Consider the following 21525-nt stretch of genomic DNA (forward strand, 5'->3'; position numbering starts at 1 on the left):
GACACCGCCCCGTCTAACAGAATGTAATGCGTATGGAGACCACAGACGAAACACTGGCCCAGTCGGCCGCTGACGGTGATCGCGAGGCATTCTCGCTTTTGCTGCGGCGCAATTACGACCGCCTGTTCGGCCTGTGTTTCCGCCTGACCGGCACCCGCGCCGATGCCGAGGATCTGACACAGGACATCTGCGCCGCCCTGCCCGCCAAACTGAACGGTTTTCGCGGACAGGCGCGGTTTTCAACTTGGCTCTATCGTGTGGCGGTGAATGCCGCGCACGACCGGCGCCGCCGCTTTGCCAGCCATGCCCGCGCCGCCGATGGCTGGGGCGATTGGGAGGTCAACCGCGTCGCCGCCAACAAGGAAACGCAGGACGGGATCGACTGGTTGACCCAATCCATGTCCGCCCTGCCACAAGAACTGCGCGACACGCTGGCGCTGACACTGGAAGAAGAAATGACACACCGCGAGGCAGGCGTTGTTTTAGGTGTGTCCGAGGGCACAATAAGCTGGCGCATGGCCGAGGTGAAAAAGCACCTGCGCGCCCTGCATGAAAAGGAGCAAAAGGCATGACAGACGACCTGAAGCACCTGCAAGATGCCATGAAAGCGGCCACGCCCGGGCCGTCCAGAAAAGAGGATGATCTGGCGCTGGCGATGAAAAACTTTGACGATTTTCACGGCGCCCGCCAAGGATCGACCAATGCCGCGCGTCCTACTTCTGATCGCCCCACACACCGCTTGGGGCTTAGCTCAGGAGTATTCAAAATGTTTCATTCCCTAACCACCCGCGGCGCATTGGCCGCCACCACCTCGATTGTTGCCGTCGGCATTGGTGTGCTTTTCTACACCCAGCAGGGGGGTACAACATTCGATTTGCCCAAACCGGAACCGGTTATCAACGAAACACCAGCGGCCCCCGCCGCACCGCAGAAAGCTGCACAGGCAGCCGAACCGGTTGCGCCCGTTATTGCAGAACCGGCGCCCTCCCGCCGTGTCCGTAGCGAGGCCGAGGGCGCACCCGAAGCGCCTGTTCTGGATCAGGGACTTGCTGCTTCCGAAACTCCGATGGTGCGCAAAATGGCACCTTCGGCTGTTGGCGGCATTACAGGCGGGGCCATTGGGTATAATGATCCGGCCATTGCCCCCACACCCAACACCGAAACCTTCGCCAACGCCGATGCGAACCCCGTGAAAATCACCACCGAAGATTCTGTTTCCACCTTCTCGATCGATGTTGATACCGCGTCCTATGCCATCGTGCGCTCCAGCCTGATGAACGGACAACTGCCCGCCCCCGACGCCGTGCGGATCGAGGAAATGGTCAACTATTTCCCCTACAACTACCCCGCCCCCGAAGCCGGCGAAGCCCCGTTCAAACCCACCGTCACCGTGCTGCAAACCCCGTGGAACAGCGGAACAAAGCTGGTGCATATCGGCATACAGGGCGAATTGCCTGCGCTTAAGGATCGCCCCCCGCTGAACCTTGTGTTCCTGATTGATACCTCGGGGTCGATGAACCAGCCCAACAAACTGCCCCTGCTGATCCAGAGTTTCCGCCTTATGCTGTCCCAACTGCACCCCGATGACGAAGTATCGATCGTCACCTATGCCGGCAGCGCCGGTCAGGTGCTGGAACCGACACAGGTTTCGGACAAGGCAAAAATCATGGCCGCGCTGGAAAATCTGCGCGCTGGTGGCGCAACCGCCGGTCAGCAAGGGTTACAACAGGCCTATGCGGTGGCCGAAGGCATGGCCAAAGACGGCGAGGTCAGCCGGATCATTCTGGCCACGGATGGCGATTTCAACGTCGGCATCAGCAACCCCGAGGCGCTGAAAGATTTCATCGCCAAGAAACGCGAAAGCGGCACTTACCTGTCGGTACTGGGTTTCGGGCGCGGCAATCTGGATGACGCCACCATGCAGGCGCTGGCACAAAACGGCAACGGCACGGCGGCCTATATCGATACCCTGTCCGAGGCACAAAAGGTGCTGGTGGACCAGCTAAGCGGTGAATTGTTCCCGATTGCCAATGATGTGAAAATTCAGGTCGAGTTCAACCCTGCGCAAATTGCCGAATACCGCCTGATCGGCTATGAAACCCGCGCCCTGAACCGCGAGGATTTCAACAACGACAAGGTGGACGCTGGCGAGATTGGTGCAGGCCACACCGTCACCGCAATTTACGAAATCACGCCGGTTGGCTCGGACGCCATCCTGCATGACGCGCTGCGCTATCAGCCGGCGGCAGAAACGGATGACAGTGGTGAATTGGGCTTCCTGAAACTGCGCTACAAGGAACCGGGCGAGGATATCAGCAAACTGCTGACCACGCCCATCACCCCGGGTATGGGGCAGGCCACCGATGATGTGCGTTTCTCGGTTGCGATTGCCGGTTTCGGGCAGTTGCTGAAAGACGGCAAATATCTGCAAGGTTGGGGGTATAACGATCTGATCACGCTGGCGAACGCGAACAGGGGGCAGGATGCCTATGGTTATCGCTCCGAAGCTGTGAAGCTGATTCGGCTGGCCAAAAGCCTGAGCGGCGGGTAACCCGTTCCGGCCCACGCGCCGGAACCTTTTCTTCAAAGCAAAAAGGCCCCGCATCATGTGCGGGGCAGCAACACGGCAAAGGGCGCAAAGCAACCCGCTTTGCGCCCTGTTTCATACCAAAACCTGAAAAGACGTTAGTGCGTCTTCTTGGCTTTCTTCGGTTTGTTTTCCACCGCCTTGGCATCGACCGGCAGATCGGACGCAATTTTGATCTGGCGTGGTTTCAATGCCTCTGGCACTTCGCGTACCAGATCGATGTGCAGCATCCCGTCAGTGTGGGCAGCCCCCACAACGCGGACATGTTCGGCCAGATGGAAGCGGCGTTCAAACGCGCGGGTGGCAATGCCGCGATGCAGATAGACGCGATCATCGTCTTCCTCGGCTTTGCGGGCAGTGACGATCAATGCCCCCTCACGCACTTCGACCGACAGGTCATCATCGGAAAAACCCGCAACGGCAATGGTGATCCGCCAGGCGTCTTCACCTGTTTTTTCGATGTTGTAAGGGGGGTAGCTTTGCTTGCCGGCGTCATTGGTGAACACGCGGTCCATCAGGTCGGCGATCTGGTCAAAACCGACAGTGGCACGGTAAAGCGGTGTAAGGTCAAGATTTCTCATGGTTTTTTCATCCTTCTTCAAGCGATAAAATGTGGTGCCTTCCGGTATTGGACAGGCTATTTTGCTGACCGGACCCGCTAAACGGCATCCGGCTGATATTTAGATATGTAAGCGATTTTTAGGTTTCAAGGCCCTAAGGGCGGACAAATTTCGCACCCGTATGATCCAGCGGCCCTCGCAAAATTATTCGCTGTGATGCCGGTTCCACCTTTTGAAACGGCCCTTCGGTTTCTTTCAGCTTTGCCAGAACCACTTCCAGCGGTTCGGCCAGCGACATGCCAAGGGCAACCTTTCGCCCCTGCACCTCGGCCATTGCCGAGACCACCGATACAATTTGCGGGTTGCCGTTTTCCATATTGAAGACCGGCGCCCCGCTGGCCCCGAAATCCACATCGCACGACATAATCAAATTCCCCGATTGCCGCGCCAGCACGCGACAGCTTTCTTCAATCGACGGGGAATCAGACCGCCCGCGGGCATAGGAAACCACCCCGACAGTCGCCCCTTTGCGCGGCCTTGGACCAGTGGCAAACGGCGTGATCGAGGTTTTCTGGATAGGCCGGGTCAATTGCAAGACGGCAATATCGTTGCGCACACGGATATCACTGGAATTCACCGCATAGGTATAATCCGGATGCACCACCGCCCGTTTCACACGGGCATAGGCCGTGGCCCGCCCGCCGCGCCATCCGGCCAGAAACTCGATCTTGGTGGCGTCCACCTGTTTGCGGCTATCCTTGTCAAACATGCAATGCGCTGCGGTCAGCACCAGATCCGGCGCGATCAAGGCACCTGTGCACATGCTGTTTCCGGCGATGTTCAAGCGCCCCACGGCCTCCCAGCCGCGACTGTCGTCACCGGTTATCATGGCACGCAGCCCGCTATGTTCCTCGGAATATCCTACCGAGGCAAAACCGGCCAGAAAGACCAGAACGCTCAAGAAAAACCGCATACTTCCTCCGTTACTTGCCGCATCCTAACGGCCCGTTACGGCGAGATTAAGGCTGATTTCCCGAAATTGCACGCGGTTTCGGCCCGCCCAGCGCCCAGTCCAGCAATTCGACCGTATGCACCACCGGCACTTCGGTGCCCCCGCCAATCTGGATCATACAGCCGATATTACCAGCAGCGATCACATCCGGCGCCTTGGCCTCGAGCGTGCGCACCTTGCGGACCTGCAACTCCTTGGAAATCTCAGGCTGCATCAGATTATAGGTCCCGGCCGAGCCGCAGCATAGATGGCTGTCCGCCGGCTCCACCACCTCGAACCCCGCGCGTTTCAGCAAGGTTTTCGGGTGGGTTTTCACCTGTTGCCCATGTTGCAGCGAGCAGGCCGCGTGATAGGCTACGCGCATATCCTTGGCCGCACTTTCGGGAAATTCCAGCGTCGCCAGCAATTCGCTGACATCCATCGCCAGCCCTGCAATCACCGCCGCGTCTTCGGCCAGTGGATCATTGCGGAACATATGTCCGTAATCCTTGACCGTGGTGCCACAGCCCGAGGTGTTGATCACCACCGCATCCAGCCCCTCGCCCCTGACTTCCCGCATCCACGCCGCGATATTTGCCGCCGCCGATCCATGCGCCTGCTTGTCCTTGCCCATGTGGTGCGTCAAGGCCCCGCAACAGCCCATGCCCTGTGCAATCACCACCTCGCATCCCAGCCGCCGCAACAGCCGGATGGTGGCATCGTTGATATCCGTATTCAGCGCCTTTTGCGCACAACCGGTCAGCAGCGCCACCCGTTTGCGGCGTTCCCCTTTGGCCGCAAACACCTGCGGGTCATCATTGCGGCTGACCGACGGGATGCGTTTGGGCGCCATCTCCAGCATGGCACGCAACCGCGCATCCGGCACCAGCGCGCGAAACGGCCGCCCGATTTTCGCCCCCAACAGCGCCAGCCGGAACCTTTTGGGATAAGGAATGACCGCCGCCAGAACCCAGCGCAAAGCGCGATCCATCAGGGGGCGTTTGTAGGTCTTCTCGATATAGCTGCGGGCGTAATCCACCAGATGCATATAATGCACACCGGACGGACAAGTCGTCATACAGGCCAGACAGGACAGGCATTTGTCCACATGCTCGACCGTCTTTTTATCCGCTGGCCGCCCTTCCTCCAGCATATCCTTGATCAGATAAATCCGCCCGCGCGGGCTGTCCAGCTCATCGCCCAGCACCTGATAGGTCGGGCAGGTCGCCGTGCAAAACCCGCAATGCACACAGGCGCGCAGAATTTCATTTGCGCGCTGGATATTCGGGTCGCGCATTTGTTCGGGGGTAAAGTTCGTTTGCATTTATCCCATCACCCCTGCATTCAAAATCCCGTGCGGATCAAACTGCGCCTTGATCCCTGCGCTGATCCTTGCCAATCCCGCAGGCTCGGGATGGAACCTCGTAAAACCGTCGCCGCGCACAAGCGTTGCATGGCCGCGCACATCGCCCATCCGCGCGCGCAGATCCGTGCCCTTGGCTATCAAAGCCCAAACCAGCCCGCCGCCCCAGTCATAGACCACAGCCTCGGCACCCAATCCGGCCACCATATCAGGCGCATCCGAGGGCTTGACCGATATCCGCCACACGTCGCCATCACGGCTGTGGAACGGCGCCACATCGCGCACCTCCTGCCAGATCGCAGCAACTTGCGCCGGATCATCCAGAACCTCGACCTCGCCAAAGCCGCCCAGCAAATCACGCAACCGACCGGCCCGATAGGCCACCGACTCCGCAAACCCCTCGATGCGCAACATTGTGCGCCCACCATCATGCGCCGCGCCAGACACCTCGTAAGGCGAGCCAAGCGCCCGCGCCATTACCGCCACGGCCTGCCTGTCATCCAAGCCACGCAACACCACACAGGCGCTGGTTTCCACATCCGGCAGCACCTTGAACGACACTTCCGTCAACACGCCCAACGTCCCGCAAGACCCCGCCAGCAGCTTGACCAGATCATAGCCGGTGACATTCTTCATCACCCGCCCGCCGCTTTTCAAAACCTCGCCGCGCCCGTCCACAAACCGCACTCCGATCAGGCTGTCCCGACAGGCCCCCGCCTGCACCCGCCGCGGCCCCGATACATTCGCCGCCACAACCCCGCCAATCGTCGGCACCCCGCCCAAACCCAGCAACCCGCGATGGTCCATCGGCTCGAACGGCAGGCGCTGCCCCTCTGATGCCAGCGCCGCCTCGATCTCCGCCAAAGGTGTGCCCGCCTTCGCCACCAAGGTCAGCGCACCGGGATCATACAGCGTAATCCCCGCCATCCCCACCGTTGACAAAACCCCGCCCGCACAGTTCACCCCGCGTGTGCCGCCACCGACAATCCGCAACGGCCCCTCGGCCCCCGCAATCACCGCACCCAGTTCTTTTTCGTCCACCGGCTTTATCATTATCGTTCCTCAAATATCCCGGGGGTGAATTGGCCATAGGCCAAGGGGGGGCAGCGCCCCCTTACCCCGCCCGCCTTGCCTTGGTCGCCTGCAATGGAAACACCTTGGCCGGATTTAACAACCACTTCGGATCAAACACATCTTTCACACGCAACTGCGCCTCGATGTCCGCCGACGTAAACTGATCCACCATCAGATCACGCTTCTCGATCCCCACGCCATGTTCGCCGGTCAGACAGCCGCCCACCTCGACACACAGCCGTAGCACATCGGCGCCAAACCGTTCCGCCAGTTCCAGATCGCCCGGCTTGTTGGCGTCATACAGGATCAACGGATGCATATTGCCATCGCCCGCGTGAAACACATTGCCCACGCCCAGCCCGTATTCCTTGGACAACTCGCCAATCCGGCGCAGCACATAAGGCAATTCGGACACCGGAATCGTGCCATCCAGACACATGTAATCATTGATCTGCCCCATCGCGCCAAAGGCCGATTTGCGCCCCAGCCAGATTTTCGCGCTCTCTTCCTCGGACTGGCTCTGGCGCAGCTCCACCGGATTGTGACGCGCGGCAATCTCCATGATCCGGCCCAGTTGGAAATCAATCTCGGCGTCTGATCCTTCCACCTCGACAATCAGCAACGCCTCGCAATCGGGATAGCCGGGGTGGGCAAAAGCCTCGGTCGCCTCGATGCAGGGGCGGTCCATGAATTCGATCGCCACAGGCAACACACCGGCCTTGATGATGTCCGACACACAGGCCCCCGCCACCTCGTTGCTGTCAAACCCGATCAGCACCGGCCGCGCGCCTTCCGGCTTGGGCAGTATTTTCAGCGTCGCTTCGGTCACCACGCCCAATTGCCCTTCAGAGCCACAAATCAACCCCAGCAAATCCAGACCCGAAGCATCCAGATGCGCCCCGCCGATTTCCACCACCTCGCCATCCATCAGCACCAGCGTGACCCCCAACAGGTTGTTCGTGGTCACCCCGTATTTCAGGCAATGCGCCCCGCCGGAATTCATCGCGATATTGCCGGCAATCGCACAGGCCAACTGGCTGCTGGGGTCGGGCGCATAAAAGAAACCATCCTCCTCGACCGCGCCGGTCACCGACAGATTGGTGCGCCCCGATTGCACCTGTATGAACCGGTTGTCGTAATCCACCTCCAGCACATCATTCATCCGCGCCACGCCCAGAATAACGCTGTCCGCCGTGGGCAAAGCCCCGCCCGCCAGTGACGTGCCCGACCCGCGCGGCACCACCGGCACGCCCATTTCGTGACAAATCTTCAGCACCGCCGAAACCTGCTCCGTATCCGCAGGCAAAACCGCGCACAGCGGCGGGCAACGATAGGCACTTAGCGCATCGCATTCATAGGCCTTCACCTCGGCCACATCGGAAATCACCGCCCCGTCCGGCAATACCGCTTGCAACCGGGCCACGATCTGCGTTTTCTTCGCCAGTATTTCCGCGTCGGGTTCGGGCATTTCCATTGGTCAGGACTCCTGAGATTGGCAATTGGTAAAGAAATATAACCAATTTATCCGTATGGCAAGTCAATTCCCGACCCGCTATGATCCCGCGCATGGAACTTCTTGATCGTTTACAGTTTTTCAGCACGCTTGATCTGATCGCAGTCACCCTGCTGGGGCTGGCGTGGGTCGGAATTGGCTGGATTATCGAGCGCGCCGACGCAACGCATCCCTCGGTTTCCGTCATCATGGCCGGATACCGGCGCGAATGGATGACCCAGTTCGTCACCCGCGAGCCGCGCATTTTCGATGCCAATATCCTTGCCAACCTGCGCCAAAGCACCAATTTCTTTGCCTCGACCAGTATGATCGGCATTGGCGGCGGGCTGGCCCTGATCGGCAACAAGGAACAGTTGCTGGGCATCGCGCAGGATCTGTCCCTGGAAAACGCCCCCGCCGTGGTGTGGGAGATGAAAATCCTGATTGTGATCCTGTTCCTTGCCAACGGGTTTCTGAAATTCGTCTGGTCGCACCGGCTGTTCGGCTATTGCGCCGTGATGCTGGCCTCGGTGCCCAATGACGCAACCGATCCGGCCTGCATCCCCCGCGCCAAACAGGCGGCAGAAATCAACATCACCGCCGCGCGCAGCTTCAATCGCGGCCTGCGGTCGGTCTATTTCGCCCTCGGGGCGCTGGCGTGGTTGCTGGGCGCCATCCCGCTGCTGGTGGCCACCGCCCTGACCGTGCTGATCCTGTGGCGGCGCGAATTCGCCTCGCATTCCCGCAGTGTTTTGTTGCAAAGCGACGGACCGGAAAACCTCACACCATCGTGACGGGACATTCCACCGTGAAACCGTCATCCTGCCGCCAACACGACCGGAGACCAAAATGAAAAAACTTGCCCTTGCCCTGCTGATACTCGCCCCCCTGCCCGCATGGGCCGAATTCCCGACCATCGAGGCTGTAAAGGTCCAGCCCTCGGGCGGCGGCTACAATTTCGCCGTCACCCTGAAACACCCCGACAGCGGCTGGGACCATTATGCCGACGGCTGGGAAGTGCTGGATGCTGACGGCAACCGTCTGGGATACCGCCTGTTGGCCCACCCGCATGTGAATGAACAACCGTTTACCCGATCATTGGGCGGCGTCGCCATTCCAAAAGGCACCGAAAAGGTGTTCATCCGCGCCCATTGTCTGGTCGATGGCTGGGGTGATCAGCTGTTCGAGGTGGATTTAGGCAGGTAGAGTAAACAATTCCACACAAAGACAGAATTATTGACAGGTTAAACAAAGAAATACACTACTACCTTAAACAAATAGGTTGAGTAAATGATATGGGTTTCATTAATATTAGCACTTTCAGTTCCTGCAGTTTTCTGGTTCGGATACCAGAATAGAAAAGGCAACCAATCAGAAGATACCAAAGGCATTGGTTGGCAGTTTATCCGCTACACTGTGCTTTCTATTTCGCTCCCTATCGTTGGAATACTTGCGTTGAATGATGCATTGTCCGGCGAGGCTGCGACGCTGATTGCAGGAGCAATGGGATACGCATTCGGTAAAAAAGCCGACTGAATTTACCTGCGCCCCTCGCGCAGCCATGCGCCAACGGTAAACAGCGCCGCCAATAGCAGCGTCAGCCATGCAGGCAGTAGCGGGATCAGTGTCACATCCGCTGTCAGATAAGCCTCGCGCGGGGTGATCCCCAGCCAGCCACGCCCTGCCGCAGGGCGCCCGCTGCGCACATTACGCAAGGCCGGCACGCCGTCCTCCAACGTGAATGTGCCGCCACGCATCTGCTCGACCACCGGCAACAGCTTGTCCCCTGTGGCGATGGTTTCCTCGAATTCGCGCGGGGCCGATGGGCCAAGGGCAATCACCGCGTCCTTTTCCCCGTCGCTAAGCCGGTACAGCCCGATTGTCGGCCCGTCGAACGTTGCCTGATAGCGTCCCGGCGATACCTGTTTCAACGTCACCGTCTGCGTGCTGCCATCCGGCAGGGTTACCTCGACATCCGGCACCTCTTCGCCCAGCGTGCGGCGGATGATGGTCATCACCTGCCCGCGTGCCTCGGCCCACAGCGCCTCTTCTTCCAGCTCGGGTTCCTTCATCATCCAGTGCGCCAGCCGCCGTAGCAGTTCCAGTTGCGGCCCGCCGCCCTCGAACCCGCGATCCCACAGCCATGCCTGATCAGACGCCAGCAACGCCACGCGCCCCTCGCCCACGCGATCCAGTACCAGCAGCGGACGATCCCCGACACCGGTCATCACCGTATTGCCCAACAGTGTTTCCAGTTCGATCTGGCGGAACCAGCGGCCCCAGCCGGGGCCATCTTCGCCCTCGGCCACAGGGGGGGCAAAATCCTCAAGCCCTTCGGTCACCGGATGGCGCTGACCGATGTCGGACAGTAGTGGTTTGAACCCCTCTTCCAGCACCCGCGCGGTTGGCGCGGCGGGTAGAATATCGGCCAGTGACGTGTGGTAAATCGAATCCGCCGATGCAAAATCAGGCCCCGCCGCCACCATCAGCGCCCCGCCCTGTTCAACAAAATCCCGCACGCTGTCCATATAAATCCCGGGCAGCAACCCGCGCCGTTTGTAGCGGTCAAAAATGATCAGATCGAAATCGTTGATCTTGTCCAGAAACAGTTCGCGCACCGGAAAGGCGATCAGCGACAGTTCCGTCACCGGCACCCCGTCCTGTTTGCCCGGCGGGCGCAGAATGGTGAAATGCACCAGATCGACCGAGCTGTCCGATTTCAGCAAATTGCGCCAGGTGCGCTCGCCCGGATGCGGCTCGCCGGACACCAGCAGCACCCGCAGCCGGTCGCGCACCCCGTTGATCTGCACCACGGCGATATTGTTGCGGTTGGTCAACTCGCCTTCGCTTTCCGGCACAGTAAACTGGATCACATTCATACCGCCATGGGGCAACGTCACCGGCAATTCCAGATCCTGCCCGATCGGCACGTTATACGCCTGCACCGGCCCGCCATCGACCGAGATTTCCAACTCGGCCAGCTTGCCCAGCCCGTCCGGAACCGCGCCTTGGTCATCCACCCGCAGGGTCAGCAAAACCTCTTCGCCCAGAATGGCAAAACCGGGGGCGTTTTTTACAATTAGCCGCCGGTCCCAATCGGTTTTATGCCCTGTCAGCAGGGTGTGCACCGGCGCTGGAATATTGGGGGCAAGGTCCACATCATGCACCTGCCCGTCGGTCAGCAACAACACACCGGCAAGGCGCGATTGCGGGATGTCGGCCAAGGCCTCGGCCACTGCGCCCATCAACAGGGTGCCGCCGTCACCCTCGGCATCGGGCACCGTGGTGGTGCGCAATTCGGTGTTGGGGCGGGCAGTGATGCGGGCCGTCAGCGCGGCCAAAGCGGCCGCCGTCTGATCCTGCCGGTCCGACACCTTCTGGCTGGCGCTTTCATCCACCACCAGCAGCACGATATCGGTCAGCGGTTCGCGGTCCTCTTGCTGTAGGGCCGGATTGGCCAGCGCCCCGACCAGCACCAGCGCCGCCAGCCCGCGCAGCGGCCAGCCTGCCAGTTTGCGCCAGATAGCAAAGCCGATGAACAACACCGCCAGCGCTGCCAAAACGGCCAGTATTGGTAACGGGATAATCGGGGAAAACAGGATGGAGTTGCTCATGTCACTGCCCCAACCGTTCCAGCAGGGCGGGTACATGCACCTGATCCGATTTATAGTTGCCCGTCAGCACATACATCATCAGGTTCACACCGAACCGGTAGGCGATCTCGCGCTGGCGTTCGCCGGTATAGCCGCGCCCGACGCGGAACAGGTAGTTCCCCGCATTGTCCACCGCCCAGGCCGCCGCCCAGTCGTTGCCCCCGATCACCACCGGCGTCACCCCGTCATTCAGGTTGCGAAACGGCATCCCTTCCACTTTTTCGGCATCCGGCGGCGCGGCCTCGACCCAGACATCGCGCCCCGTAAAACGGCCCGGAAAATCCTGAAGCAGGTAAAAGCTGCGGGTCAGAACATGGTCCTGTGGCACCGGTTCCAGCGGCGGAATATCCAGCCCCAGCGCCAGTTGCTGCAATTTGCGCCCCTCGGGCGTCTGACCACCATAACCGGCAATATCGCCATCGCGGGTGTCGAACAGGATCATCCCGCCGCTGCGCAGATAACGGTTCAGCTTGGCGTATGCCTCTTTCGAGGGGATCTTCTGGTTGGCAGTGACCGGCCAGTAAAGCAGCGGAAAGAACGACAACTCGTCGGTTTCGATATTCACCCCGATCGGATTTGCCGGCTCGATCGAGGTGCGCTGGAACAACACATCCGACAGGCCCAAAAGCCCCGCCTGCGCGATGTCGTCCACCTGCGTATCACCGGTCAGGACATGGGCCAGAACCACCTCGGCGGTGGCATTGATGGCGAATTCATCATCCACCTGCTGCGCCTGTGCGTGGTCGCCAAAGGCCAGCAAACCCAGCGCCAGCACTGCCGCCACACCGCTGCGCGGTCCGAACAGGCGGCCGGACAACCAGAGCGAGGCCAGAATATCCAGCATCAGCAGCCCGAGGGCCACCGCCAGAAACGCACCCTTCAACAGGGTTTCACGCGCCACATTCAGCCCCTCGACCACAATCCGCGCGGGCCATGTGGCCGTTTCCAGCACGGTTTGTGCGCCAACGGCATTCACCGCCACGCGTTGTTCGTCACTTTCATACAGGCCCGGCGGCATGGTTGCGCTGACCACACCAGCGGCCAGATCTTCGCCCTTGGCCCCCGCCATTGCATCCGCATCGGTCAACTGCCCAAAGGCATCCAGCACCCGCACCGGCACCCAGGTGGTGCCCTCCAGATCCTCGGCACTTGGCGCAATCTGTCGGGTCGAAATCGCCAACCGCTCCAGCATCTGTACAAACAGACCCGACAGCGGCAGGCTGGACCATTCCGCGTTGGCGGTAACATGGAACAGCACCACCTGCCCCAGTCCCATTTCTTTGCGGGTAACCAGCGGCGTGCCATCGGCCAGCGCGGCGATTACCCGTCCGGCAAGGTTGGGATCAGGTTGCGCCAGCACCTGCGATGTGACCGTCACATCATCGGGAATTTGCAGCCCGTAGAACGGCGAGTTTTCGGGAAAGGGTTGCAGGGCCTTGGGTTCACCCCAGCTCATCGCGCCGCCCACGGTGCGCCCGCCAGCGCGCAGGCGCACCGGCATCAGCACGTCTTCTTCACGGCGGCTAAGATCGCTTGCGGCCATGCGGATACCGGCAAAGCGCACCAGCAACCCGCCCTTGTCCACCCATTCGATCAGGCCCGCCTTCTGGTCTTCGGTCAGCTTGGCCACATCGGCCAGAATGATCACATCGGGGTTGGCGGGCAGCACATCTTCCAGCCCGCCTTTGATCAGGTCCGCCGTGGGGTCCAGCGCCTGTTTCAGATAATGCAAAGGCGACAGCAGTTGCAGCCCCTCCTGCGTGTCATGCGGCGCAATCAGGGCCACTTCGCGGCGGCGCAAACCGTCATCGGCCAGCGCCACGGCGCCCGCCGAATGCACCCCCTGAATGGTGAAACGCGAAATCCGGTTGCGCAGTTCGGGCGGCAGACTCAGCGCCACTTCGGCGGTGTCCGCGCCTGCCTCGAATGTCGCCTCGACCCGCGCCAATTCACGCTCAACGCCTGCGGGATCCAGCCCGATGGCCGTGACCGTCACCATAGCCGCATCCGCCGCCGCACTGCGCACCGCCGTGATCTGCAATGCGCCATCCTTGATTTGCACGGGTTTCAACCCCAGCACCGGACGGGGGGATTGCATCACCGTCACCGCCCCCTTGTCCTCAAGCGTCGCCAGCAACTCTTCGCGGCCTTCGCGTGCCAACCCGTCCGACAGCCAGAAGGTTTCAAAACCGTCATCACCCAAACCGTCCGCCCATTCAGCAACCGCCGCCGCATCCGGCGCCCAGGGTTTCGGCTCCAGCCCGCCCAAACGGGATTGCCAGACATCCGCCGACAAAAACTGCGCCTCGCCCGCCGGCAAATCCGTCAGAACCGCCACCGAAACCACCCGCCCCGCGCGCGCGGCTTCTTCAAGCAGCCCCGCCATCCGGTCGCGCCGCGCGGTCCAGTCGCGGGCATCGGCCCATGTGCCATCAGCCACGATCAACAAAGGCCCCTTGCCCGCCACTTCGGTTTTCGGGTTCAGCACCGGCCCCGCAAACCCGATGATCACGGCAGCCACCGCCAGCATCCGCAACAGCATCAGCCACCACGGGGTTTTGTCGGTCTGGGTTTCGTCATCCGTCAGCCCCAGCAACAACGCCACACCGGGGAACCGGCGTTTGATTGGTGCCGGCGGCACAGCGCGCAGCAAAATCCACAGGATCGGCAATGCGATCAGCCCCAGCAACAGCCAGGGCGCAGTGAAACCTATCGGGCCTATTGTGAACATCAGTGCCGCCGCTCCAATGCGTGATAAAGCCATGTCAGCGCCACCCGCGGCGCGTCATCGGTGTGATGGCAGGCGTATTGCCAGCCGGTTCGATGCGCCAGATCGGCCAGCGCCGCCTTGCGCTGGGCCAACCGCTGTAAATAGCGGTCCCGCAAATCCCCTGCATTCAGGGTTTCATGGCGCAGGGTGCCGCCCATGCTTTCGAATATCGTGCGTCCGTCAAAGGGAAAAGCCTCTTCCTGCGGGTCCAGTATCTGCACCAAAGCACCCTTGACCCCGCGATCCGCCGCACCCGTCAGCGCCTTTTGCACATCGGCAATATCACCCAGAAAATCCGAGATGAACACCGCGCGGGTGTTGGGCCGCATACCGTGGGTTTCGGGCGCGCCATAATCCGCCTCGGCCTCTAGCCCCGACAATTCCTGTGCCATGCGCACCAGTTGGCCCTGCCCGGAACGCGGCGGGTTGGCGCAGCTGGTCAGGCCCACCTTTTCACCGCCCCGCACCAGCAGGATGGAAACGGCCATTGCCAGCACCCGCGCCCGCTCGCCCTTGGTGCTCAAATCCTTGGCCGAGGTAAACCGCATCGACGCGGCCTCGTCCACCCAGAGCATCACCGATTGCGCCGCCTGCCATTCCCTTTGCCGGATGAAATGCACGTCCGAACGGGCCGAACGCCGCCAGTCGATATTGCGCGCCTCGTCCCCGTCCATCGCCACGCGGTATTGCCAGAATTCGTCACCCTGTCCGGCGTGTCGCCGCCCGTGTTCGCCCAGCAACACCATCGCGGCCAGCCGTTCGGCATCGGCCAGCAACGGCGGCAAAGCGCCCGCCAGTTCCGCCGATTTACGTCTTAGGGCGGCAGGTCCTGTCACGCCGCAGCCTCGCTTTTGCCAACCTGCGCCACCACGGAATCAATCAGATCACCCAGCGTTTCACCGCGTGCCTTGGCGGCAAAGGACAGCGCCATCCGGTGCATCAACACCGGCCGCGCCATGTCGATTACATCATCAGGTGTCGGGGCAAGCCGCCCGTCCAGCAGTGCCGCCGCGCGCACCGTCATCATCAACGCCTGTGCTGCCCGTGGCCCCGGTCCCCATGATACGTTTTCACGCACTTCCAGTGTTGATAGCTCGTCATCAGGCCGACAGGCGCGGACCAGATCAAGGATCATGTCCACCACCGCCTCGCCCACCGGCATCCGCCGCAACAGGGTTTGCGCATCCAGCAATTCCTGCGCGGTAAAGACTTGGCGAACCTCGCCATCCTCGATACCCGTTGTTGCCAGAATGATCGCCTTTTCGGTGTCGCGGTCGGGATATTCCACATCAATCTGCACCAGAAAGCGGTCCAGCTGCGCCTCAGGCAGCGGATAGGTGCCTTCCTGTTCGATCGGGTTCTGCGTGGCCAGAACGTGAAACGGCACACCCAACTCGCGTTCCTTGCCCGCAATCGAAACCCGTTTCTCCTGCATCGCCTGCAGCAACGCCGATTGCGTCCGCGGGGATGCACGGTTGATTTCATCGGCCAGCAGCAACTGGCAGAAAATCGGCCCTTCGATAAACCGGAATTCCCGCTTGCCACCGGATTCATCCAGCACCTCGGACCCCAAAATATCGGCCGGCATCAAATCCGGCGTGAACTGTATTCGCGAACCATCCAGCCCCATCACGGTGGACAGCGATTCAACCAGCCGCGTTTTCCCCAAACCCGGCACACCGATCAGCAACCCGTGCCCGCCACATAACAAAGCACTAAGCGTCAGGTCCACGACCCGTTCCTGCCCGATGAACCGGCTGGCGATCATCGCCTTGGCCTTGGCCAGTTTCGCGCCCAATGCCTCGATATCGGCGACCAGATTTTCGGCTTTGTCCATGACACACTCCCTTTACGCGGTTATGTGTGTATTAAACGGGCAAATTGCACGGGTTACAAACGGCAAAAGCGATGAATGATGAAAAGATTGTGAAGCCATCGGCGGAAAGCCTCGCATCTGCGGCGCGAAAGGCCGCTAAAGGCGGGTTGCCGCCGGTGCACCTGTGGAATCCCGATTTCTGCGGTGATCTGGATATGCGCATCGCGCGGGACGGAACATGGTTCTATCTGGGCACCCCGATTGGCAGGCCGGAGCTGGTGCGGCTGTTTTCCACCATCCTGCGCAAGGACGGGGATGATTATTTCCTTGTCACGCCGGTGGAAAAGGTCGGCATCACCGTGGATGACGCGCCCTTTGTGGCGGTGGATTTCGAGGTAACGGGCAGTGGTAAGGACCAGACCCTGACCTTTGAAACCAACGTCGGAGATTTTGCCCCCGCCGGCCCCGACCATCCGATCCGCGTCGAACGCGATACCGAAACCGGCGAGCCATCGCCCTATGTGCTGGTCCGCGCCAATCTGGAGGCGCTGATTGATCGCAAAAGCTTCTACCGGCTGGTGGACACCGGCGCGCATCATGACGGCTGGTTCGGCATCTGGTCGGGCGGCGAATTCTTCCCCATCATCCCAAGTGACGAGCTGACCTGACATGCCCACCTTCTGCGCCAATCTGACGATGCTGTTCACCGAATACCCGCTGATCGAACGCTTTGGCGCGGCCAAGGACGCAGGGTTCGATGTGGTGGAAATTCTGTTCCCTTATGACAATCCAGCACAGGAAATGCGCTCGGCCCTGATCAAACACGACCTGAAGATGGCCCTGATCAACACTCCGCCGCCAAACTGGGCGGGCGGGGATCGGGGTTATGCGGCCATACCGAATGGTGAAAAGCGGTTCCAGTATGATTTCAAACGCACCCTGCGCTATGCGCAACTGCTGAAACCCACCCATATCCACATCATGGCGGGCCGTGCCAAAGGGGCCGTGGCGCGGGCGACGTTCATTGAAAACCTGAAATGGGCCGCAATGCAGGCCCCGAAACAAAGCCTGACAATCGAGCCGATCAACCCCACCGACATCCCCGGTTATTTCCTGCATGATTTCGATCAGGCCGCCGAAATACTGGACGCGGTGGATGCCCCCAATGTGAACCTGCAATTTGACGCCTACCACGCGCATATGATCACCGGCGATCTGCCCGCCACTTGGTCCAGACACGGCCACCGCGCAGTGCATATCCAGATTGCAGGCGCACCGGGGCGGCATGAACCGGACATCGGCGATATTGATTGCGCCGGATTCTTCAAACAGATTGATGCGGACGGCTACAAGGGGTTCGTCAGCGGCGAATATCACCCAAAGGGGCGCACAGTTGACGGGCTGGAGTGGGTCAAGCTCTAGCTGGCCTCCAGCAACAACGATGCCGCCCCGACAAGGTGAAACACCGGCAAACCGGTGGCCTGTTTCACGGCATTCGCATAAGGCGGCAGATTTCCACATTCCAGAATAAACGCCGAAAGGTCCGGGTTTTCTGTTTGCAACCCTATGGCCCGCGCAACAACAGCATTTTCAAGTGCGGAATAATCCAGTTCGGTTGCCTGTTCGTCACGCGGCACAAGGAAGGTTTCAGCAAATTCCGGCACATCCTCCAGACCGGCAACCGCAACCAATTCCGGCGATATGCCAGCCGCCGCCAGCGTATTGAGGCCCAGCGCCTTTCCGGAAGCGGTCAATATGCCAATCCGGCCCGGACATGTGGCCCGAGCAAGCGGAAATAGCGAAAGCGCAGACAACAGCACCGGAATTTTCACGGCAGATGCGATTTCGGATTGCACATTTACCAGAAAACCGCATGTGGAAATAATCGCCGCAGCGCCGCGTTCTTCCAACGCGCGCGCTTTTGCAATGAATGTTTCAAGAAGCCAGTCTGCGGGCATCCCGTCGCGCACGATGTCAGGGCTATCGGCCCCCGCGATCACTTTGATGACAACCGCAAAAGGATAGCTGTCAGGGTTGCCAACATCCCCCTTAATCCGCGGGAAGTTGGTATCAAGCGCAAGAATTCCCAAAAATGGTCTATCCATGATGCCTCCACCGCGCACCAAAAAACCCTAATGCGCCTCGGCCCAGTTGACCCCGACGCCCGCGTCCACAATCAGTGGCACATCCAGTTTGACGGCGGGCATAGATGCCCCTTCCATCACGTCACGCACCACTTTGGTCACAGCGTCCACAGCCCCCTCTTCTACCTCGAAGATCAGTTCATCGTGGACCTGTAGCAGCATCTTGGCGGGCATGCCGTAAATCGCCTCTGGCATCCGCACCATCGCACGGCGGATGATGTCGGCGGCCGACCCCTGTATCGGCGCATTGATCGCCGCGCGTTTGGCAAAACCGGCGCGCGGGCCTTTCGACCCCATTTCCGGCGTGTGGATTTTGCGCCCGAACAGGGTTTTCACATATTTATGCTCTTTGGCGTATTCCACCGTTGTATCCATATAGGTACGGATACCGGGGAAGCGTTCAAAGTAGCGATCAATAAACCCCTGCGCCTCTTTGCGCGGAATCCGCAGGTTGCGGGCCAGACCAAAGCCCGAGATACCATAGATCACCCCGAAATTGATCGCCTTGGCCTTGCGGCGAATGTCGGGCGTCATTTCGTCCAGCGGCACATCGAACATCTCGCTTGCGGTCATCGCGTGAATGTCCAGTCCGTCGCGAAACGCCTGTTTCAGCGCGTCAATGTCGGCGATATGCGCCAGTATCCGCAGTTCGATCTGGCTGTAATCCAGCGACAGCAAAACCTTGCCTTCGTCCGCCACAAAGGCCTCGCGGATTTTGCGCCCTTCTTCGGTGCGCACCGGAATGTTCTGCAAATTCGGATCGGTCGAGGCCAACCGCCCCGTGTTCGCCCCCGCAATCACATAGGACGTATGCACACGCCCCGTATCGGGGTTTATGTGATCCTGAAGCGCATCGGTATAGGTCGATTTCAACTTGCTAAGCTGGCGCCAGTCCAGCACCCGTGCTGCCAGTTCGTTACCCTCGGCGGCCAGATCCTCGAGCACATCGGCACCGGTGGCATAAGCGCCCGTTTTGCCTTTTTTGCCCCCCTCAAGCCCCATTTCGTCAAACAGGATTTCACCCAACTGTTTGGGCGAGCCAACATTGAAGGACCGTCCCGCAAGTTCATGGATTTCCGCCTCGAGTGCCGCCATTTTCTGGGCGAAATTGTTCGACATCCGGCTAAGAACATCGCGGTCCACCTTGATGCCGTTCATCTCCATCTGCGCCAGAACCGGCACCAGCGGGCGTTCCATGGTTTCGTAAACCGTGGTCACCTGTTCCACATGCAGGCGCGGTTTGAACATCTGCCACAGACGCAGGGTGATATCGGCGTCTTCGGCGGCATAGGGCACGGCATCGGCCACCTTGACCTTATCGAACGTGATCGCGGATTTACCCGCGCCCAGCAGCGGTTTGATCGGGATCGGGCTGTGGTCCAGATAACGTTCCGACAGCGCATCCATGCCGTGGTTGTGCAATCCTGCGTGCAGGGCATAGGACAGCAACATGGTATCATCAATCGGGGCCACATCCACACCGACACGGGCGAAAATCTTGGCATCATATTTCATGTTCTGGCCGATTTTCAGGATGCTTTCATCCTGAAGCATCGGCTTCAGCATAGTCAGGGCCACATCGAAATTCATCTGCCCCTCGGCCAGCGCATCCGAGGCAAACAAATCATCCCCTGCACTTTCCTTGTGGCGCAGAGGGATATAACAGGCCTCGCCTGCCTCGACCGACAGCGAAATCCCGACCAGATCAACCCGCATGGTGTCCAGCCCCGTGGTTTCGGTATCCACCGCCACATAGCCACGTTCGTAAATCCGCTCGATCCATTTGGTCAGGGCATCCACATCCTTGACCCATTCGTATTTTCCGGCGTTAAACGGCGGGGCGTCGGGGGTGTCCACAGGGGCCGCGGACACCTCTATCGCGGGCGGCTCGACCCCCATTTGATCAGCGATCCGTTTGGTCAGGGTGCGAAATTCCATTTCCGTCAGAAACGACAGCAAAGGTTCCGGCTCCGGCGCTTTCAGCTCCAGATCATCCAGCGTGAAATCCAGATCCATATCGTCAACCAGTGTCACCAACTGCTTTGACAGGCGGATCAGATCGGCGTTTTCGATCAGCGCCTGCCGGCGTTTGGGCTGTTTGATTTCTTCGGCATGTTCCAGCAGATTTTCCAGATCGCCATATTCGTTTATCAGCAACGCCGCCGTTTTGATACCGATCCCGGGCGCACCGGGGATGTTATCGACACTATCCCCCGCCAGCGCCTGCACATCGACCACTCGCTCCGGCCCGACGCCGAATTTTTCGCGCACACCGTCCGCGTCTATCCGCTTGTTCTTCATTGCGTCCAGCATTTCAACGCCACCGCCGACAAGCTGCATCAAATCCTTGTCCGAACTGATGATGGTGCAGCGCCCGCCTGCCTCTCGGGCCTGTCTGGACAGTGTGGCGATGATGTCATCTGCCTCGAACCCCTCGACCTCGTGACAGGCAATGTTGAAGGCGCGGGTGGCGTCGCGGGTCAGGGGGAATTGCGGGCGCAGGTCTTCGGGCGGGGGCGGGCGGTTGGCCTTGTATTTATCGTAGATTTCATTACGAAACGTCTTGCCGGAATAGTCAAAGATCACCGCAACATGGGTGGGCGCATCCGGCCCCTTGTTGGCCTCGATCTGCTTGTACAGCATGTTGCAAAACCCCGCGACCGCGCCAATCGGCAGACCATCGGATTTGCGCGTCAACGGGGGCAATGCGTGATAGGCACGGAAAATAAAGGCCGAGCCGTCGATCAGGTGTAGATGGCAGCCTTTGCCAAAACTCATGTCATTCTCCTTGGGCAAAGCGCCCGAACGGGAGCAATGCGGCCACCAGATGGCCTAGTCGTTTTTCACATAATCGCTGTGGATGAATTTGGTGTCGCAATAGGGGCATTCGACCCAGCCCTGTTCACTGGGGATTTGCAACCAGACCTTCGGGTGGCCATTCGCCCCGCCACCATCGCAGGAAATGCGGTATTTATCGACAATTACGGTTTCGGGGGCTTCGGTGGTCATGGTCGCTCCATTCGTCAATTTGTTGGCGCCATGATAACGATCCGTGACGCATGGACAAGGCATCAA

General features: G+C 60.1%; 19 protein-coding genes. 7 read left to right on the forward strand and 12 right to left on the reverse strand.

Going from position 1 to position 21525, the window contains the following annotated elements; all coding sequences use genetic code 11:
- Nucleotides 1-32 precede the first annotated feature (32 nt).
- Both BAR1_RS15925 and BAR1_RS15930 read left to right on the forward strand, forming a co-directional pair.
- Nucleotides 33-572: an RNA polymerase sigma factor gene (locus BAR1_RS15925; protein WP_118944525.1), complete on the forward strand. Its 540-nt coding sequence runs from the start codon at nucleotides 33-35 to the stop codon at nucleotides 570-572.
- Entirely contained in the window at nucleotides 569-2551 is a 1983-nt protein-coding gene (locus tag BAR1_RS15930; protein WP_118943941.1) for a vWA domain-containing protein, read from the forward strand. Before BAR1_RS15925 ends, BAR1_RS15930 begins: the two co-directional genes overlap by 4 nt.
- A gap of 134 nt (nucleotides 2552-2685) precedes the next feature.
- On the opposite strand, the gene BAR1_RS15935 is transcribed toward BAR1_RS15930, so the two are convergent.
- From BAR1_RS15935 to BAR1_RS15955, 5 genes are all read right to left on the reverse strand, one after another.
- Nucleotides 2686-3168, reverse strand: coding sequence for an Hsp20 family protein (locus BAR1_RS15935; RefSeq protein WP_118943942.1), 483 nt, complete (start codon nucleotides 3166-3168; stop codon nucleotides 2686-2688).
- A gap of 133 nt (nucleotides 3169-3301) precedes the next feature.
- Entirely contained in the window at nucleotides 3302-4120 is an 819-nt protein-coding gene (locus BAR1_RS15940) for a trypsin-like serine peptidase (protein ID WP_118943943.1), read from the reverse strand.
- 46 nt (nucleotides 4121-4166) lie between these two features.
- On the reverse strand, nucleotides 4167-5462 hold the full coding sequence (glcF, locus tag BAR1_RS15945; RefSeq protein WP_118943944.1) for a glycolate oxidase subunit GlcF: 1296 nt from the start codon (nucleotides 5460-5462) through the stop codon (nucleotides 4167-4169).
- A complete protein-coding gene (locus BAR1_RS15950) occupies nucleotides 5463-6554 on the reverse strand; it encodes an FAD-binding protein (RefSeq protein ID WP_118943945.1) in 1092 nt (363 codons plus the stop codon). It abuts the gene before it with no gap.
- Nucleotides 6555-6615: 61 nt separating this feature from the next.
- Nucleotides 6616-8049, reverse strand: a complete 1434-nt coding sequence (locus BAR1_RS15955) for an FAD-linked oxidase C-terminal domain-containing protein (protein ID WP_118943946.1) — start codon at nucleotides 8047-8049, stop codon at nucleotides 6616-6618.
- A gap of 92 nt (nucleotides 8050-8141) precedes the next feature.
- Between BAR1_RS15955 and BAR1_RS15960 the strand changes: the two genes are divergently transcribed.
- The 3 genes from BAR1_RS15960 (at nucleotide 8142) to BAR1_RS15970 (ending at nucleotide 9603) form a co-directional block, all read left to right on the forward strand.
- A complete protein-coding gene (locus BAR1_RS15960) occupies nucleotides 8142-8861 on the forward strand; it encodes a DUF599 domain-containing protein (protein WP_118944526.1) in 720 nt (239 codons plus the stop codon).
- 55 nt (nucleotides 8862-8916) lie between these two features.
- Nucleotides 8917-9273 (forward strand): hypothetical protein, encoded by a 357-nt coding sequence (locus BAR1_RS15965; protein WP_118943947.1) that lies wholly within the window; start codon nucleotides 8917-8919, stop codon nucleotides 9271-9273.
- Nucleotides 9274-9357: 84 nt separating this feature from the next.
- Nucleotides 9358-9603 (forward strand): hypothetical protein, encoded by a 246-nt coding sequence (locus tag BAR1_RS15970; protein ID WP_118943948.1) that lies wholly within the window; start codon nucleotides 9358-9360, stop codon nucleotides 9601-9603.
- Nucleotides 9604-9605: 2 nt separating this feature from the next.
- Here the strand turns inward: BAR1_RS15970 and BAR1_RS15975 are convergent, their stop codons facing one another.
- Genes BAR1_RS15975 through BAR1_RS15990 form a run of 4 tightly spaced genes read right to left on the reverse strand, consistent with a single transcriptional unit; the run spans nucleotide 9606 to nucleotide 16327 of the window.
- On the reverse strand, nucleotides 9606-11681 hold the full coding sequence (locus BAR1_RS15975; RefSeq protein WP_118943949.1) for a hypothetical protein: 2076 nt from the start codon (nucleotides 11679-11681) through the stop codon (nucleotides 9606-9608).
- A 1-nt stretch (nucleotide 11682) separates the two neighbouring features.
- Nucleotides 11683-14451 (reverse strand): DUF4159 domain-containing protein, encoded by a 2769-nt coding sequence (locus BAR1_RS15980; protein WP_118943950.1) that lies wholly within the window; start codon nucleotides 14449-14451, stop codon nucleotides 11683-11685.
- Nucleotides 14451-15326, reverse strand: a complete 876-nt coding sequence (locus tag BAR1_RS15985; RefSeq protein WP_118943951.1) for a DUF58 domain-containing protein — start codon at nucleotides 15324-15326, stop codon at nucleotides 14451-14453. Before BAR1_RS15985 ends, BAR1_RS15980 begins: the two co-directional genes overlap by 1 nt.
- Nucleotides 15323-16327: an AAA family ATPase gene (locus BAR1_RS15990; RefSeq protein ID WP_118943952.1), complete on the reverse strand. Its 1005-nt coding sequence runs from the start codon at nucleotides 16325-16327 to the stop codon at nucleotides 15323-15325. Before BAR1_RS15990 ends, BAR1_RS15985 begins: the two co-directional genes overlap by 4 nt.
- A 71-nt stretch (nucleotides 16328-16398) precedes the next feature.
- Between BAR1_RS15990 and BAR1_RS15995 the strand changes: the two genes are divergently transcribed.
- Nucleotides 16399-16974 carry a DUF1285 domain-containing protein gene (locus BAR1_RS15995; protein WP_118943953.1) on the forward strand — a complete coding sequence of 192 codons (576 nt, stop codon included), beginning with the start codon at nucleotides 16399-16401 and terminating at the stop codon, nucleotides 16972-16974.
- A 1-nt stretch (nucleotide 16975) separates the two neighbouring features.
- Nucleotides 16976-17728 carry a hydroxypyruvate isomerase family protein gene (locus tag BAR1_RS16000; protein ID WP_118943954.1) on the forward strand — a complete coding sequence of 251 codons (753 nt, stop codon included), beginning with the start codon at nucleotides 16976-16978 and terminating at the stop codon, nucleotides 17726-17728.
- Here BAR1_RS16000 and BAR1_RS16005 read toward each other — a convergent pair.
- Genes BAR1_RS16005 through BAR1_RS16015 form a run of 3 tightly spaced genes read right to left on the reverse strand, consistent with a single transcriptional unit; the run spans nucleotide 17725 to nucleotide 21459 of the window.
- Nucleotides 17725-18411 (reverse strand): aspartate/glutamate racemase family protein, encoded by a 687-nt coding sequence (locus tag BAR1_RS16005; protein ID WP_118943955.1) that lies wholly within the window; start codon nucleotides 18409-18411, stop codon nucleotides 17725-17727. The genes BAR1_RS16000 and BAR1_RS16005 overlap by 4 nt on opposite strands.
- 27 nt (nucleotides 18412-18438) lie before the next feature.
- Complete coding sequence (gene polA / locus BAR1_RS16010; RefSeq protein WP_118943956.1) at nucleotides 18439-21228, reverse strand: DNA polymerase I; 2790 nt, start codon at nucleotides 21226-21228, stop codon at nucleotides 18439-18441.
- 54 nt (nucleotides 21229-21282) lie between these two features.
- Nucleotides 21283-21459, reverse strand: coding sequence for a zinc-finger domain-containing protein (locus tag BAR1_RS16015; RefSeq protein WP_118943957.1), 177 nt, complete (start codon nucleotides 21457-21459; stop codon nucleotides 21283-21285).
- Nucleotides 21460-21525: the final 66 nt, after the last annotated feature.

Origin of the sequence: Profundibacter amoris, assembly GCF_003544895.1 — a bacterium.
GTDB lineage: Bacteria > Pseudomonadota > Alphaproteobacteria > Rhodobacterales > Rhodobacteraceae > Profundibacter > Profundibacter amoris.